This is a genomic window from Luteimonas yanweni (assembly GCF_039548475.1).
Taxonomy (GTDB): Bacteria; Pseudomonadota; Gammaproteobacteria; order Xanthomonadales; family Xanthomonadaceae; genus Luteimonas.
Window position 1 is genome coordinate 124,583 of record NZ_JBCLVC010000011.1, and the last position, 15,697, is coordinate 140,279.

Annotated in this window: 12 protein-coding genes; all 12 read right to left on the minus strand. The window is 67.8% G+C overall.

The window, feature by feature from the left end; genetic code table 11:
* The 12 genes from WCE39_RS07910 to WCE39_RS07965 all read right to left on the minus strand — a co-directional run bounded on the left by WCE39_RS07910 (position 1) and on the right by WCE39_RS07965 (position 15,687).
* Complete coding sequence (locus tag WCE39_RS07910; RefSeq protein ID WP_343276139.1) at positions 1–222, minus strand: hypothetical protein; 222 nt, start codon at positions 220–222, stop codon at positions 1–3.
* Positions 219–1,538 carry a hypothetical protein gene (locus tag WCE39_RS07915; RefSeq protein ID WP_343276140.1) on the minus strand — a complete coding sequence of 440 codons (1,320 nt, stop codon included), beginning with the start codon at positions 1,536–1,538 and terminating at the stop codon, positions 219–221. The genes WCE39_RS07910 and WCE39_RS07915 overlap by 4 nt, the downstream gene beginning before the upstream one ends.
* A 401-nt stretch (positions 1,539–1,939) precedes the next feature.
* Positions 1,940–2,884: an alkaline phosphatase D family protein gene (locus WCE39_RS07920; protein ID WP_343276141.1), complete on the minus strand. Its 945-nt coding sequence runs from the start codon at positions 2,882–2,884 to the stop codon at positions 1,940–1,942.
* Between the two features lie 1,141 nt (positions 2,885–4,025).
* Complete coding sequence (locus tag WCE39_RS07925) at positions 4,026–4,628, minus strand: hypothetical protein (protein WP_343276142.1); 603 nt, start codon at positions 4,626–4,628, stop codon at positions 4,026–4,028.
* Between the two features lie 3 nt (positions 4,629–4,631).
* Entirely contained in the window at positions 4,632–8,192 is a 3,561-nt protein-coding gene (locus WCE39_RS07930) for a hypothetical protein (protein ID WP_343276143.1), read from the minus strand.
* Between the two features lie 3 nt (positions 8,193–8,195).
* Positions 8,196–8,597 (minus strand): hypothetical protein, encoded by a 402-nt coding sequence (locus WCE39_RS07935; protein WP_343276144.1) that lies wholly within the window; start codon positions 8,595–8,597, stop codon positions 8,196–8,198.
* On the minus strand, positions 8,594–12,355 hold the full coding sequence (locus tag WCE39_RS07940) for a Laminin subunit alpha-2 (RefSeq protein WP_343276145.1): 3,762 nt from the start codon (positions 12,353–12,355) through the stop codon (positions 8,594–8,596). The genes WCE39_RS07935 and WCE39_RS07940 overlap by 4 nt, the downstream gene beginning before the upstream one ends.
* Positions 12,355–12,855, minus strand: coding sequence for a hypothetical protein (locus tag WCE39_RS07945; RefSeq protein WP_343276146.1), 501 nt, complete (start codon positions 12,853–12,855; stop codon positions 12,355–12,357). Before WCE39_RS07945 ends, WCE39_RS07940 begins: the two co-directional genes overlap by 1 nt.
* A 175-nt stretch (positions 12,856–13,030) precedes the next feature.
* A complete protein-coding gene (locus WCE39_RS07950) occupies positions 13,031–13,774 on the minus strand; it encodes a phage tail tube protein (protein WP_343276147.1) in 744 nt (247 codons plus the stop codon).
* A 69-nt stretch (positions 13,775–13,843) separates the two neighbouring features.
* Positions 13,844–14,299, minus strand: coding sequence for a hypothetical protein (locus tag WCE39_RS07955; protein WP_343276148.1), 456 nt, complete (start codon positions 14,297–14,299; stop codon positions 13,844–13,846).
* Positions 14,289–14,639, minus strand: a complete 351-nt coding sequence (locus tag WCE39_RS07960) for a head-tail joining protein (RefSeq protein WP_343276149.1) — start codon at positions 14,637–14,639, stop codon at positions 14,289–14,291. The genes WCE39_RS07955 and WCE39_RS07960 overlap by 11 nt, the downstream gene beginning before the upstream one ends.
* Positions 14,640–14,685: 46 nt before the next feature.
* Positions 14,686–15,687, minus strand: coding sequence for a major capsid protein (locus WCE39_RS07965; protein ID WP_343276150.1), 1,002 nt, complete (start codon positions 15,685–15,687; stop codon positions 14,686–14,688).
* Between the last annotated feature and the right edge of the window lie 10 nt (positions 15,688–15,697).

A 15,697-nucleotide genomic window follows, 5' to 3' on the forward strand; every position in this document is an offset into this window, starting at 1 on the left:
TCACACCTCCAACGTCACGGGGACCACGGGGGGCGCCTCGCCGCGGATCTCGCCGCCTCGGATGAAGGCGTAGTCACCAACGCCTACGCCCTGCCCCATCACCTTCAGGGTCGAGCCGTTCGGGAACTGCACGGTGGTGGTGCCGTCGGCGTTGTGCTCCAGCACCACGGCCACCTGGAGCGGGTCGCTCGATACCTGGTCGAACTCGTCCCAGACCCTCATCGGTACTGCCTCTCGATCGTCAGGTGCTGGCGCACGCTCAAGGCGCGGCCCTGGCGCTGCGCGTCGATGCGCACGCCCACCACCATGCCCACCCAGGTCTCGTCGGTGTCCTCGATCTCGAGCAGCACGCCGGTGCGCACCACGCCGAGCTCCGGCATGCCCTCGGGCGCCGGCGTCGGGAACAGGGGGACCGTCCGCTGCACCGTGCGCGCGCGCCCCGCGGCGGCCAGCTCCTGGCGGCCGCGCTCGCGCTGGGCGTCCGCGTGCACCATCAGCGGATCCACCACCATGGGCAGCTGCACGGCACCGGCGCTGCCGGCCAGCTTCACGAACGCGCCGCTGCCGGCGTTCTGCGCGTACACGTACACGCCGTCGGCGTTGGTGCCGCCCTTCCAGGTGCTCGAGCCGCTGGCCAGCACGCCGGCCGGCAGCACGGCGTACGGTGCGGCCTCACCCCATGCCCACGGGCTTTCCGGGTAGGTGGGCGCCACGCGGATCTTCCGCTCCTGCGGATCGCTCTCGATCGCGGCACCGATCGCGCTGGCCAGCTGCGCGATCGCCTCGATGGGCGCCAGGTCGGCGTAACTGAAGGTTCCGCCGGGAACCAGCCAGTCCACCGCATCCCAGACCAGCGTCCAGCCGGTCGGCAGCTCTTCCTCAGCGAGCTGGGCAGCGGTGCGGTCGGAATCGGCCGTGTAGGTGCGCGTGGGCGCGTGCGGGGCCGCCAGCAGTGTCGAGCGGCTGAAGCCTCGGAGGCTGACGGTGTTGCTGCCGAAGCGGCGGTTGTCGTCGTAGGCCTCCACCACCAGCGTCCACGGATAGCCGTTGATGGTCACCTCGATCTCCGGCAGCGTGCCGTCGTCGGGGTTCACCAGGTCGAGGCCTTCGCGGCGCATCGGCGCGCTGAATGACCACGGGTAGCCGCCCCGCTCTTCGTTGAGCGAGATCGACAGCAGCGGGAGCGGCGTGCGGTCCGGCAGGCGGACGGCGGTCATGGTCGGGAGCATCACGTACACCGGAAGGTCGGGGACAAGGATGGTGTCGTCGTCGACCGGCGGGGTCGGCGGCCACACGATGACGGTGGAGCTGGAGCGCGCGGCGATCGGCGACCATGGGAGTGCGACGAAGCCGCCGCGCTCAGCAATGCGGCGCCAGAACAACGAGGCCGACGCTGCGTGACCCAGATAGCGCCGCCACGGCAGTGCAATAGCTCCCGAATGTGGGTCCAGCGCCCTGGAAGGGAGCGCCGCGAAGCGCGCCTCACGCACGCCAGTCGCGTCCCAGGGCAGGGCCGAGAGCGAGCCTTCCGCTGCCATTCCCTCAACCCGCAAGGCAGCGGAGCGCCATGCGTGCACGCTGGTGGCCTCCCAGCGCATGAGCGTGGTCCCTTCGAACGATTCAGGGCATGGGGAGGGAAGAGCCTGGCTGGCGCTGAAACTTGAGCTGGTGCCCCAGGCGACCTGGGCTGACGCGCCCGCTTCATTGGATTGTTCGAACGCTGCTGCAGTGATCGCGGATCCGACTGATGCCGCGTCCCACCACAGCCCACCCAATGACCCGAAACGTGGAACGGCCACGCCGGTACGACCATCGTCCCCGCGATACAGCGACGGCTTCCTATAGGGAGTTCCGGTGCGGTAGGAAGTGCCCGAGCGCCACCCTGGACGGAAAAGCGCTGCCGACCGGTATGGCGTGGGAGCCCGATACGGCCGAACGCTCATGGCGCCACCGGATCCACTTGAGCCGCCCAGTCGTACTGCACTAGCAGGCTGCCCGCAGTGTTGTACCCCTTCCAGCTCACGCCGATACCGCCTCCGCCCGTGTCGGTGATTTCCATCGTGCCGAACAGGCCGTTGTCCATGTGCCGACCGCCTTGGCTATAGGCTGCCCCGCCGTAGGTTTCGGCCCCCCTCCTGTCCAACGGAGAGGCTTGGAACGTCGGCATAGGAGCTCCGCCGCCGGTGGCGAAGTCGTGGTTGCTGCCGGCGTCTATGGCGAGGCTGTGCATGTCTGCGGACAGCACGCAGAACCTTTTGGCGCAATGCGCCTTAACGTGGTCCGCAATTTCCCGGCGCTCGGTCGTGAATCCGCCCCAGTGGTCCGCGCCCGTCGTGGGTACGCCGCCCCACACGCGCGAGCACACCCATACAAACAGCTTGTCGCCGTTCGCTGGGTCAGACAGCAGCCCTTTGAACCAAGCCTTCTGTGCAGCACCGAGAATAGACTTCGATGCATTGTCCGGAGCGCCTTTGGGGCTCGCCATTGACCGCTGGTCGGTGAAGATGAACATCACCCGGCCAACCTCGTACACGAAGTAGATCGCATCTGTTATGCCACTTTCCACCAGCGGCGGATGGGGGACCCGCTGACGATAAGCTTCGCAAGCGGCGTCACGCCCCGGAGATCCGCCGTGCCCGTCGTCCGGCCCAGAGTCGTGGTCGTCCCACATGTATAGCGTGGAAATCTGGCGATACAACTCGGCTTGTCTAGGCGCGGCCAGAACGGTGTCATATGCAGCCAGGAACAAGCCAACATCGTTTACAGCGATGTCCTCATAGTGCAGGTCACCAAGGTGAATGAAGAACAGCGGGCCATGGTTTAGGACCTCGTTGAAAACCTGATGATTCGATCCCGTGTCGGCGTCGCCGGACAGGGCGAACATGAAGGACGCCGGCCCAGAAGGCGGAAGCGTTGTGAACCTTCCTGCCATGCCAGTGTCAAGCACGCCGTTTATCTCAATTGCGCAATGGTATTCGGAGGCAGGCGATAGGCCATCAACTTCAAGTCGTGCAGTTCCGTCAATGGCCTCCACCGCACTGGAGAATACAGGGCTGGTGAACGCAGACGAGACATCGACGGCCAGCCGCAGTGATGCCGGCCTGCTGACCTTTGCCACCACGCTTACCCCGCTCACCGAGCACCCCCAACCCATACAGATTCAAGCGCAGCACCTGCAGGCGCCCCAAGCTCGACCATCGGCCTTTCGAGCCTATACGGATGGCCCAGGGGCAGTCTGTCCTCTAGCCCGCACTCCCATGCTGCCCAGCCTTCCAGCTTCTGGCGATCATCCGACGCCAGTGCACTGCTCCCCGCCAGCACCGCTAAAACATCAGCGTCTGCCACAAGGCTGGCGGTGAATCCACCAAGGAACACGCCCCCGGATATCGTGTCTGACGTACTCCCCGAAGACGGAAGCGAGCCGGTTGCGGCAAGCGCTCCAGTTCTGTGCAGTGTTATGGACCCACCTGACCAGCCGAAATCTGTATGGATAATCTCTAGGTCAGTGCCTAGGGCAGAGCCAAATACCACAGTCGGGGAAGATCCATCTACCCGCCCGGAACCGCCAGCGAATTTATTGGCGTTACCTGCCGATCCGGCTCCGGTGTAAACCGCCGCCCGCGGATTCGTGCTCGCCCCTTGCTGGACGTATAGCACCGGCCGGGTCACTGGCGACACGTCAAGAGAAATCCTCCGAGCGACAATGAACGCCCATCCACTTGTGGCATTGCGATACAGCGCCCTGATTGGCGTGCTGCCATCCATGATTGGCGGCCCGACGCCGGAAAAACGCAGCGCGGTCTTTCCATCCGGGAGGGTAATTATTTGCGGCCTTCGGCTGGCGGTGGCCTGTGTAAATTGGCCACCAAAGCCGCCTTTGGCATTACTCCAGGCGCTGGCGCTTCCAGAGACATTCGTGATGCTGCTGCCCCAGTCCACCCACACTTTGGGGGGGGCAGAAAGATCGGCTGGGGTCCACGGCCTAGGGCCGGCTCGTCCGGCCGCCATCATAACAAAGCCGTAATTCATGCCGCGACCGTCAGGCCGTTCACATCGGCTGTCGTCGGGCCGGTCATCACCACTTGCACGCCCATCCCGAACTCAAGATCCAGGGTGCCTCCATAGGTGGGGCTCAGAGTCACTCCGGCACCGACCAGCTCCAGCGCCCCTATGGATCTGATGTTGAACACCTGTCCCTCCGTATAGGTCTCGGCACTGTCGAACGTCACATCACCGCCGGCCCGGATGTAGCGGTGCAGGCCGGCGTGCACTACCGGATCAGCGGTGAAGGCGCTGGATTCGGTGATGATGGTGAGGTCGTTGGAAGTGCTAGTGGCCGAGACAACCGGGTTCTCTGGATCCGTGTTGTCTACCGAGATTCCGTCGCCGGGGATGATGGTATTAACGACCCCGCCCTCTTCGATCAGGAGCAGCCGGCCGAGAATCGACAACGGATCGGCCGCATCCACCGTACCGACCAGGCGCATGAGGGCATTGAGGACAGCGTTTGCGCGGGTGTGAACGATGTCATGCTCAAGGCCAGGATCGTTCTCGCGCGCGTTCGGCGGTACGTGCGGTAGCAGGTCCAGGATCGTCGGATACGTCGTGTCGGTCGCGGGATCGGCCATGGCTCAGTCCTTGTCCCAGCGGGTCTGGATGCGGATGCGGTCGTCCTCGTGGGTCGCGGGGCCGCTCAGCACCGTGCGGGCGATCCAGATCGGGCCGCCAGCCGCCACCGTGTTGAAGCGGAGGTTGTTGCCATTCGCCCAGCCGGCGCCGAAGCCGCCCGGCAAGATCTCGAAGTAGGGCTCGCCTGTCGCAGGATTGATGGGAGCGGCGACGGTGGCCGTGGTGCCGGTACCGATGACACCGAGCCCCTCGCCGATGATGTTGAAGTTGGTCGCACTGGTGAACGCCAGCCGCCACCGCTGCGTGATCGCGTGGGCGTTCACCACGACCGGCGGGAACAGGGCGTCGTTGTACTGCGCGCCGCCAGTGGGTGGCGACCCGATGAGGTCGTTACTCCAGACGCTCGTCCACGTGTTCTGCGCGAACAGGTGCTCGTAGCGGGCCTGGGCATCGCCGAGGATCAGGGCGGTGCTGAGGAGGCTGTTGTCGGCGGTGTAGTCGTGGGTGAGCGGCTGGGCCAGCGCCACCTCGCCTGTGATCTGGGCATCCAGACAGAGCGCCATGTCCTCCACCGAGTGGATCGCCACCAGCGGCAACACGTAGCCGCCCAGGTCCAGCGGATCCGCCACTGTGATCTCGCCGGCCTCGAGGTCCACCTCCCCGAGCGCGCTCAACGGCACGCCCAGGCCGACCTGGTCGTACACCGCGACGTTGGCCAGCCCGTCCCGCGGCAGCGTGATCAGCGCGCCGGGCGTGAGCGGGTTTGGCAGTGTGTAAGGATGCGGGTCGTGGATCACCAGGGTATCGCCAGCGCGCACCACGGGCACCCGGCCATCCATCGGCAGGCGCACCGGGTTGACCTTGATGATGGCGGGGTCGATCGGCAGGGACACCTGCACCACGCAGTTGAAGCGAACCGACGTGGGGAGCACTTCCTCCGGGCGCCAAATGTAGCCGTCGTCGTCGATGAACTCGGGGCTGTACCACGGCTCCAGGCGATCCGGCGGGTAGAGCGAGCTGTCCAGGACGTAGGCACCGAAGCCCACGCTGAAAACCCCGTTGACGCTGTCGACAACGCCATGGATTCCCGGTGCGGTCAGGTTGCCGTTGGCGTCGGAAGTGGCCATGAGCTCGACGCTGTCACGCGCTCGCAGCGCCCGGATCGTGAACGTGCCGGGACGCAGAGGCGCGCCCGGCGTGCGGCCATGGACCACGAACACGGGGATGGCCGCCACCTCCGTCAGCAGCGCCCGCACGGTGAGGTCCGGCGCGCCCCCGCCCTGCCAGGCGGTGATGGAGGCGATGCCGCTCGCGTGGTCGAAGGTGCCGGCAGGCGTCGCCGTGCTCGCGCGGCTGTCCGAGCCGTAGTACAGGGTGCCAGCGCGCTCGAAGTACGTGCGGCCTTGGAAGCTGAAGTTGACACCGCCCGGCACAACGCGATTGGTCACGCCAGGCGTCAGGTCGAGTTCCAGCGACCCGGCGGGATGATCTTCGATGATCTCCGCGTCGACGACGTCGTCGGCCTTGTAGGTGACGGAGACCGGGGACCCGTTGATGAAGCCCGCGAGAACTCTGACCGTCTCGGTGCCGAGGATCCGCCGGGCCAGCATCTGCGAAAGCCCGTAGCGCTGGGTGTCGACCGCCTGGACCCGAGTGGGAAGCGTGCCGGCGTAGTCGCCCCGGATCATCGACGCGCTCGGCGTCATGTAGGTGGTTGGAATGGTGACCACACCGGTCGCGTACGCGACGCTCGCGCCGACCACCGGGATCCCGGCGGCATTCACCAGGCCACCCTCACCATCGTCGGTCAGCGCGACCTGGGTCGTCAGGGTCTCGCCGTACCGACCTTCACCGAACGTCTGGAAGGTCAGCGCCAAGGAGCCCGGACGCGGGAGGTTCGACAACGTGAGCACCACGGAGCCACCGCTCGCGCTCGGCGTGAAGACCTCGGTGGTGTTGGTGCCGGCTTCGTATTCCGCGGTGAACAGCGTGTTGCTGTCAGGCAGCACCGCGGGGAGCAGCAGCACTTCGCCAGTCGCGTGGATCACCCGACCAGCGGCGGCGCCAGAGATCGTGCCGTCGGCCGCGGCCGCAGCCGTTCGTTGGGTGCCGCCAGAGAACCAGGTCCAATGCAGGGTGCCGGGCTCGCAGTTTCCCTCTGTGAGCTGGAAGCGGAAGCGCGGCGGCTGGATTTCGATGTCGCCGGTGCGGATCTGGTACTCGGAGGCGATGCCCCATGCCCAAACGATGGCGGAGCCAACGTCGGGCATGGCGCCCAGGGACACGGAGGCCGTGCCGGTCTGGAAGTTGACCGTGCCCACACCGACGCCGGTGTCGCCGCGCAGCGCGCCGCTGCCGTCATCCTGCAGGGTGTACCAGCGGCCCTGCGCGCGAAAGCTCACGGAGAGCGAGCCGGCTGCCGGGATCGGCCGCAACGTGATCGGGTAGACGTAGCCCCGATTGCTCAGAGTGACCGGGGTGATCTCAGTGTGCGCGGCTTTCGAAACTGCGGCGGCCGGCCGGTACGTAAAGCTGACACCGCCAGGGACCGAGTTGAGAGTTGCTGCGCCTTGGACATAGTCCACAGAGCCGCCGACGTTTCCGTTGGAGAAAACGAGGCGCCCCATAGCGTCATCGGCGCCGGTCAAGGAGCCAGCCAGCGTGATTGAGCCAGGCTCGATCGAGGTCGGGAAGGTCCAGTCACGAAGAGAGGTATCCGATGCGGTGACGCGGTTCACCGCTGCCGCCACCAGCGACACCGTCCCGGCCGGAGGCGCATCGGTCACCGCGGTCTCGCTGGTCGCCGCCGGCACCAGCTGCGAGAAGATCGACTCCACCTTCACCGTCAGGTCGCCCACCTGCGCGTCCTGCGCCAGGCGCACCACACCGCGGAAGCGCGCCGCGTCGCTCGCGATCGTCCGGCGGACCAGGCTCGCGGTGGGGCCGGCACTGAAGAAGCGGTTCGGCTGGCTGCCCGGGAACTCGCGCGACAGCGGCTGGCTGATGGTCAGGGTGATGATGCGGGCCGAGTAGTCACCGCGCTCGTCGGTGAAGGTCTGCACCTCGTGGTCGATGTCCTGCACGCGGAAGAACTCGCTCGCGCCCGTGGTGTCGTTCACCAGGGCGTAGACCTCGCCGATCTCCGGGAGCCCCAGCTCGGCGCGCTGGTAGACCAGGACGGTGCGCTGACCCTGCAGCTGCCGGTCGTACGGGATCATCCGGGTGATCACGGAGGGGTCGAGGTAGCGCTCGACGTAGTTCTGCGCGTCTTCGCGCTCGTCGCCCCAGCCGGTGTTCGTGCGGAAGATGACGCTCGACACGCGCGGATCCAGCGGGGGCGCCTGGACGATCGCGTGGAGGTCCGAGAACAGCTCGGTGTCCTCGGTATCGGCGATGGCGAATACCTTGCGCAGCGACAGCTCGCCGTTGACGCGGTCGATCCGGCTGATGTCGTCGAAGACGTTGTTGACCTCGCCATCGACCACCACGGTGGCCGTGGCCAGGCCGCCGCCGTCGGGGTTGTCGGTCAGGCGCTGGGGCCGGAAGAGCTTGATCTCGGACATTCGTCAGACCTGCATGAGGCGAAGGGTGATGTGGTAGAAGTCGTCCGCGTGGTGCGGGACGATGTGGCGCACGGGGCGTGCCTCGACGGCGATGCCGTCGTGATGCCGGAAGCGGACGTTGAAGCTGCGGCCGTCCTCGAGCGCCAAGACCAGCGGCGCGGCGTGCACTACCGCGGCCAGGGCGCGCAGGGCGTCGACGGTGGCGCGGGTGGCGAGGGCCCAGTGCCGCGTCGCGCTGTCGGTACCGCTCTCCAAGGTGATGGGACGCCCGGCAAGCTGGGCGCTCTCCTCCACCCACAGCGCGCCGTTGCAGGCGACCTCCACCTGGGACGCAGTTGGCAGCCAGGTGTATTCGTCGACCCAGCGCATGTCGCTAGGGAGATCGATCAGGCCTAGGGTGCTCATCGGCGGTTTCCTCGCCCGATGGCGCGCGTGGACATGCGCTTGGCCTGGTTGAGCGCGGCAAACACCGAGTACGCGAGCTCTTCCTGGTCCCGAGGCACTTCGAGGGTGAAGTCGCCCTCGTCAGTGCGGAGATCCATTGCGACGCGGCGCTCGACAATCGCGGCACTCTGCACGGGGCCGCTTACCGGTGCTGCAGTGGCCCCGGAGTTCGCCAGCGCTGCTTCACGCTCGCGACGCGCCTCATCGCGCAGCCGCTTCGCCTCATCAGCTGCCCGCTGCCTCTCGTCCTCGAGGCGCTTCGACTTCTCGGCGGACGCCCGAAGCTGGGCTTCCTCCAGATACGGGTACTGGTCCTTCAGCCGCTCCATCTGCTTGGCCAGCGGATCCTGTTTCGCCAGCTGCTCGTCCATCTCGGCGTTGACGCGTGCCAGGGCCTCGGCCTGCTGGCGGTGCGCTGCGGTGATGCGGTTCACGGTCTCGGACCAGATGCCGGTGTCGATGCTGCTGACGTAGCGGTTGGCGGCGAAGTAGGCCTTGACCAGTTGGTCGGTGAGGCCACTGAGCTGGGCCTTGAACTCCCCGGTCTTGCTGCCGGCGAGTGAGGCATTGGATCCAGCCGTGGAAGCGGACTTCGCGACCTTGTCCTGTGCGGCGGCAGCCTGCTCGGCCGCACCAGCCACTTCGGTCAGCGCACTGGCCGCTCCGCTCGCGCCTTCGACGATGCCCGATCCAGCTTCACGACCCTTCCGGCCCATCTCGTCCAGGCCGGCGTTGACGTTGTGGATGCTGTCGAGCACCCGCAACTTCGCTTCCACCTCGGCTTGGGCGTAGATGTCGGAATTGGCCACCGCGGCGCGCGCGGCTTCGGAGTACTTCTGGAAGGCCGCCCGCACGTCCTCGACCGCCGCCTCGCCGCGGCTGGCGCCTTCGCGGATGGCCTCGAAGGCGCTGCGGGCCGCGTCTGCAGCAGCGTCGAGCTCGGCCTTCGAACGGATACCCAGCTGCGCGAACTGGTCGTTGAGCGGGTCCATGGCATTCGTGATGCCGCGGATCCGGTTCTCCAGCGCAGCGCCCGCGCGCTCCGCCTCGTCGAATCCGATCTTCCCGTCCAGGCCGGCCTGCTTGAGCAGCGCGCCGAGCGCCTTCGCCTCCTCGAGCGTCGCGACCTTGCTCAGCGCGGCCGAGAACGCGGTCTCGATCTGCTGGCTGGTGGCGTTGGCGTTCTCGAGGATGGTGCTGAACGCCGCGGTGGCATCGCGGCCGACGTCGGTGAAGCGCAGCCCCATGCGCTCGGCAGAGATCCCGAGGCGCTCCATGGCCGCGAGCAGCGTGCTGTCGAGTACCGCCGCTGTCTCGGCTGGACCGCGCTTGAACTCGGCGAAGGCGGCCAGAGCTGCGGACTGGAAGCGGAGCAGGTCCTGTCCGCTGAGCTGCCGCAGGGTCGCCTGCAGGCCGTCGCGCACGTTGCGGTCAGCACCGGCGCTCTGCACGGCGATCTGGGCCAGCGCCAGGCCCACGTCCCCCAGCGCATTGCCCTCGACGAAGTTCAGGCCGTCGAAGAGGTCGCGGATTGAGGATGCGGCCAGCTTCCCGTCGCGGTCGATCTGGCCCAGCTTCTCGATGATCCGCTGCGCGGCCGGGCTGAGCACCTGCTCCATGGCGGTCGCCGCGAGGCGCACGCCGTCCCCGATCGCCACGTAGCCAGCGCGCACTGCGGCCAGACGCGCCGGAAGCTCGGCGAGCTGCGCCAGCTGCTCCTGGGTGGCAAGGCCGATCTCCTTCTGCCGCAGCAGGTATCCGAGCTGGGCGCGCAGGTAGTCCTGCAGACCGGCCAGCCGCTTTTCGTAGGCTTCACGCTCGGTGTCGCTGAGCGAGGCGACCTGGTCCGCGGTGAGGACTGCCGTCTTGCTGTACTCGGCCAGGCCGGCCATGACTTCCGCGCGCGCTTGCGCCTCGAGGCGCAGCTGCTCCCGTACCCGCCCCGAGATCTCGGCGGCGTGCTTTGCGGCGTCGCTGTTCTTGGCCAGTGCCTCGCCCAACGCGCGCGAGCCCTTGATGGCGAGATCGATGCCCACCAGCGCCACGGCGATCTTGATCGACGTCGGGATCGCGCGGACGGCGCGGCCCAGACGCGTGGCGGCCCCGGCGTTCCTGTCCAGCGCGCCCGCATTGAGCAGGGCGGCCTGCGTCGATGCCACCAGCGCGACGCGCCAGCCGTTGAGCGCCACCGCCCACTGCGCCAGCTTCAGCGCGGCGTACGCCCGGCCCATGAAGGCCAGCGCGCCTGCATGGTCGACCAGGAACCGCGTACCGCCGCGCACGGCCTCGGCGACCGCGACGATCGCGTCGCTCGTCTGCTTGGCCCAGCGCGCGAGCGTGCCGTCAGCAGCCAGCCGCTTCCCTGACTCCAGCAGGTCGGCCATCTGGCGCTTGAAGTAGTCGAGGACGCCGGCCTCGGCCACCTGGGTCTGGAAGTCTCGGATCCGCTCCGTCAGGCTCTGCCACAGCCCGCGCGCATTGTTCAGCTTCTGCGCCGCGGCCGCGCCGCCGTATGACTCGACCAGCAGGTCCATGATGATCTGCTGGGCCTCGGCCTCGCGGCCCGTGGCCTCCAGCTGCTTCAGCAGCGCCTTCTGGCTGTCCTCGAGCACGAAGCCCTGGCGACCGAGCGCCTCCATGGCCTTGGTGGGCGTCTGCAGCGCGCGGCCCACGATCTCCGCGGACTGCTCCAGGCTGATGCCCAGGCGCGCGGACTGATCGACCACGATCTGCATCGCGTCCGGGAACTCGTCCCGGAGGATATTCGTGTAGCTCAGCAGCCGGGTTTCGGCGTTGACGATCTCGCCGGCGCTGAAGCGGGAGACCTCGGCCAGGTCGTCGGCCAGCTTCTGCAGCTCGCCACCGGTGAACTCGGCCTCGCGTCCGGTGGACTGCAGGACAGCTTGCAGCTGCGCGAGCTCGTCCTCGGCGTTCGAGCCCTCGGTGACGATCGCCTTGATGCCGTCGACGATCCCGCGTACGGAGAAGAAGCCGAACACGCCAGCGGCGGCGGTCTTCACTGCACTCAGGATCCCCGTGGATGCCTGGGCGGCGCCGGCGAGGTTCTTGGTCTCGTCGGCCGCGGCTGCAGCGCGCTCCCGGTAGGCCTCGAGCGCCTCCTTAGCCTGGCGGCCGGCGGCCACCTGCTTGCGGAAGGCCTCGTCCTGCTCCTCCAGGCGGTTGGCGGTGTCGCGCGCGGCGTCACGCACCTCGAGCTGCTGGGCGGCGTAGTCGCGGATCGCGTCGGCCGCGGCGCGCTGCTTCTGCGCCACCTGCTCCTGCAGGTCCGAGTAACGCTGGGTGGCGACGCCGCTGTCTTCCAGCACACCGCGGAGCGTCGACCACTGCCCACGCGCATCGGACAGCTCGCGGCCGGTCTCGCCGAGCTGGCGCGTGAGCTTCGCGAACTCGCGCTCCTGGCGCGCCGTCGGCTTCTCTGCGGCCGCGATCTCAGTGGCCACCGCCTCGGTGCGCGTGCGCAGGTCGCCGTAGCGCTGCGTGAGCTCCACCACCCGGGTGCCGAGGGTGCGGAAGTCGTCAGCGGTGCGCGACAGGCCCTTGGCCTTGCCGAACTCGTCGAGCATGGCCGCGGTCTGGGTCTGCGCCTCCTCGCCGGCGTCGCCCAGCGACAGGATCTGCTTGGCCAGGCGCGCGACGTTCTCGTCGCCCTTGGCCTCGATCAGGAACCGGAGGACCTCTTCGTACGTGTTGCCGGCCATCAGCGGGGCACCCTCAGGAGCCGCGCCACTTCCTGCGCGAGCGTGGTTTCAACGAATGCGGCGAGCCGCGGGCGCAGGTCGACGTGCGTGCCGAAGCGGCCGCCGTGGACGAACACGCGGTGGATGGACGGACCCTTGCGCTCCACGATGGGCAGGCGCTGCACCAGGCCGCTGGGCGTGGGGTTTACGCCGTGCTTGCCCGAGGGAATGCGCTGCCAGATTCCGGCCTTGTCCTTGCGGCGGAAGGCGTGCGGGTAGCGCTTGGGGCCGGCATCCCGCCAGGTGGTGACCGTGACGCCGTCCTTGCGGCTGACGCGCGGGGTGTAGTCGGCGAGGGGGATGCGCGTGCGCGCGGTCGACACGGTCAGCACGTCGGCGCCTGCCACCTTGCGGCGGTCCACCTGCACGTACGGCGAGACGCGCCGCGCGGACAGGTTGAGCACGTCGGTCGAGATCGCGCGGGCGGTCTCAGGCCGGAGGCGCCGCTGGAGCGTCGACACCGCGCGTTGCGAGACGTCGACTGCCTTTCCCTTCGATCGCGTCAAGCGATCGGCGAGGCGCCGTGCGCCCCGCATGTCGAAGTCAGCGCGATTGGCCATAACCCCCTAGCCGGAAAGAGGAGCGCCGGCCACGAGGGCCGGCGCTGGATGCCACGGTGTTGCGGTGCTGCTGGCCTCAGTCGAAGAGGACGATCTCGACTGGGTCGTTCTGGCCCACGCGCAGGGCGGTACCCGTGAGCTCGGCGACCAGGAAGTCGTCACCCACCAGGTCCATGGCGCCGGAGGCCGACAGGCTGGCGCGGCGCACCAGGACGGAGACGCGCTTGCCGTTGGCCTTGTTGATGCCCTCGCCCTCGATGCGCACCTGGATGCTGGCGCGGCTGCCGGCGCCGACCTTCTTGCCGGTGACCGCGGCTGCGGTGTACGACACGTCGACTGGGCCCGAGGCGATGGCACCGCCCTGGGTGAACTTGACCATGCCGCTGGCCGGATCGAGCTGGTAGTCGATGTCGGGCTCGAAGGCGGTGCCGCCGCCGACGGGCTCGACCACCAGCTCGCTCACCATGCGGTGCGGCAGCCGGTACCAGTCGCCCTTCACCACGGTGATTTCCTGCTCCACGACGGTGGCAGCCGCCTGGGTGTAATCGCCCACCTGGCCGTTGACCGACCACGCCAGGACCTCGGCATCGCCGGTCTCGTCGGTGCTGAAGTTGAGGGTGGTGGGCTGCGGGGTGACGATCTCGTCCAGCGCCTGGCCGAAGCTGTCGCGCAGCTTCGAGATGCGCTGCTGACGCTCGGGCTCGGGGGTTTCGATGGCGAGGACCACGGGGTTGACGAGGCCGATGTAGGCGCCGGTGGGGACACCATCGCCATCAACATGACGCACGCGCACGTCGAGTGCGCAAACCAGACCGGACATGGGGAGCTCCTTTGGAAACGAAAAAGCCCCGCGGATGCGGGGCTTCGGGGGGTGCCGGCTGGGCCGGAGTTACTTGCGGACGTAGTCGACGCTGCCGAGGATCTGCAGCACTGCGGCGTCGATGCCGTCGGGGCGGTCGAGGATCTGCCAGCTGTCGAGGCGCACGTCGATGACACCGAGCGGAGCAGCGCAGGTGCGAGCGTCGAAGGAGCGTTCGATGTCCTCGAGCATCTCGTGGCCGGCGTCGTGGGCACCATCGGCGCCGACCGACATGGCCGCTTCGATGATCAGGTCCATGCCGCGGGCCTTGGCCGACAGCACGCGGCCAGAGCCGTTCCGTTCGTCGCTGCGGCTGATGCGTCCGGACCTTGATCCGATGCAGATGGACGGCCGCGCGTTGCCTTCGCGCTGGCGGTCGTCAAGGAAGATGTTGGTGCCGATGTCGGTGTTGAACCCGGCATCGACGCGGATTGCCGCCAGCTGTACGCCGACAGCTTCAAGAATGGGGTAGGTCTTACTGGCCATTGCCGACCACCCAGCGGGACATGCTCTCGTCGGTACCGGCCTCGAGGCTCTCAAGCCGGAAGGCCTCTCCCGTTGGCAGGCTGGTGCTCGGATCAAGCAGAGTCACGATGGCGCCGCGCACCGGGTTTGCCACGTCCGCCCGCAGGATCTCGATCAGCACGCGCGCTCCCGACACTTGGCCGAAGTCGCCCATCTGCTGCATGGCGCGGTTCACGAACACGCGACAGGCGACGGCCGGTGAATCCGGAGTGGCGCGGTACTCGGCGCGATCCGCGATGCCGGCTGCGCTCATGGCGCCGTGGATGATGGCGTCCAGGTCGTCCAAGCCGTGGTTGCTCATGGTGATCCTCCCGGAGGAAGGGGCCGGCCGAAGCCGGCCCCGTGCCTCAGTTGGTGGTGAGCTTCACCACCGCCGCGGGACGGGTGTTGAGATTCAGCGGGTTGGACTGCGACTCGAGCTGGATGCCCTTGCCGAAGTCCATTGGCTGCGCCTTGCTGTAGTACGGCAGGCCCACGGTGTTGACCGTCTCCACGTAGTCCGCCGGCGCGAAGCGGGTGATGAACATGCCCGGCACGCCGATGGGAAACATGAAGCCCTCGGTCGGCGCAATCAGGTTGGACCCGTCGTGCGAGCCCTGATACTCCTCGAACACTACCCCGCCGAACTCGAAGCCGCTGCGATTGTCGCTGCGGAGCTTCGCGCCTTCCTGGTAGCGCTCGTACGCCCGGATCACGTTCTCGTGCTCGACGAACTTGTCCAGCCACTCCGAACCGACGAAGGCATGGAAGCCGCGGGGACGGATGCCACCGAGCGCCGCCTCGATCTTCCGCTTGGCGGACATGGTCTTGGTCAGCACCTTGGTCGTGGCCGTGGCGAGCGCGAAAGCTTCCGTGGGCTGCGTGACCGCGAACTCGTCGTAGAGGTCGAAGATCTCGCTGCCGTCGGCGTCCAGGATCGTGCCCTTGATGGCGCCCAAGCGGTGGTACTCGATGGTGAAGTCGAGGTCGCGGCGGTGCACCACGTTGAGCGCGGTCACGCGTTCGGCCGCCGACTCGTACTCCGACGCGCCGTTGGCGCCGAACGATCGGGCACCCTGCAGCTGGTCGGCCATCACGGTCGAGCGCTGCGGCAGGTGGGGGACGATGAACGGCTTGGCCGACTTCGGGCCGAGCGCCTTGGGCTGGGAGGGCGCGCCGCGCGGCACGGCCGGCACCAGCGTCAGCTTGCTGCCGTCGAGACCAATCATGGCCACGGTGGTGGTGATGCCCTGCTCTTCGAACAGGCCCATGTCGCGGATGCGGGTGGGCGTGAACGGCAGGTCGTTGATGTCGGCGGTCAGCTGGTCGATCTGGAGAACGCCGAGCGCGAGCAGGGTTTCGAGTTCCATGGTGTGCCTC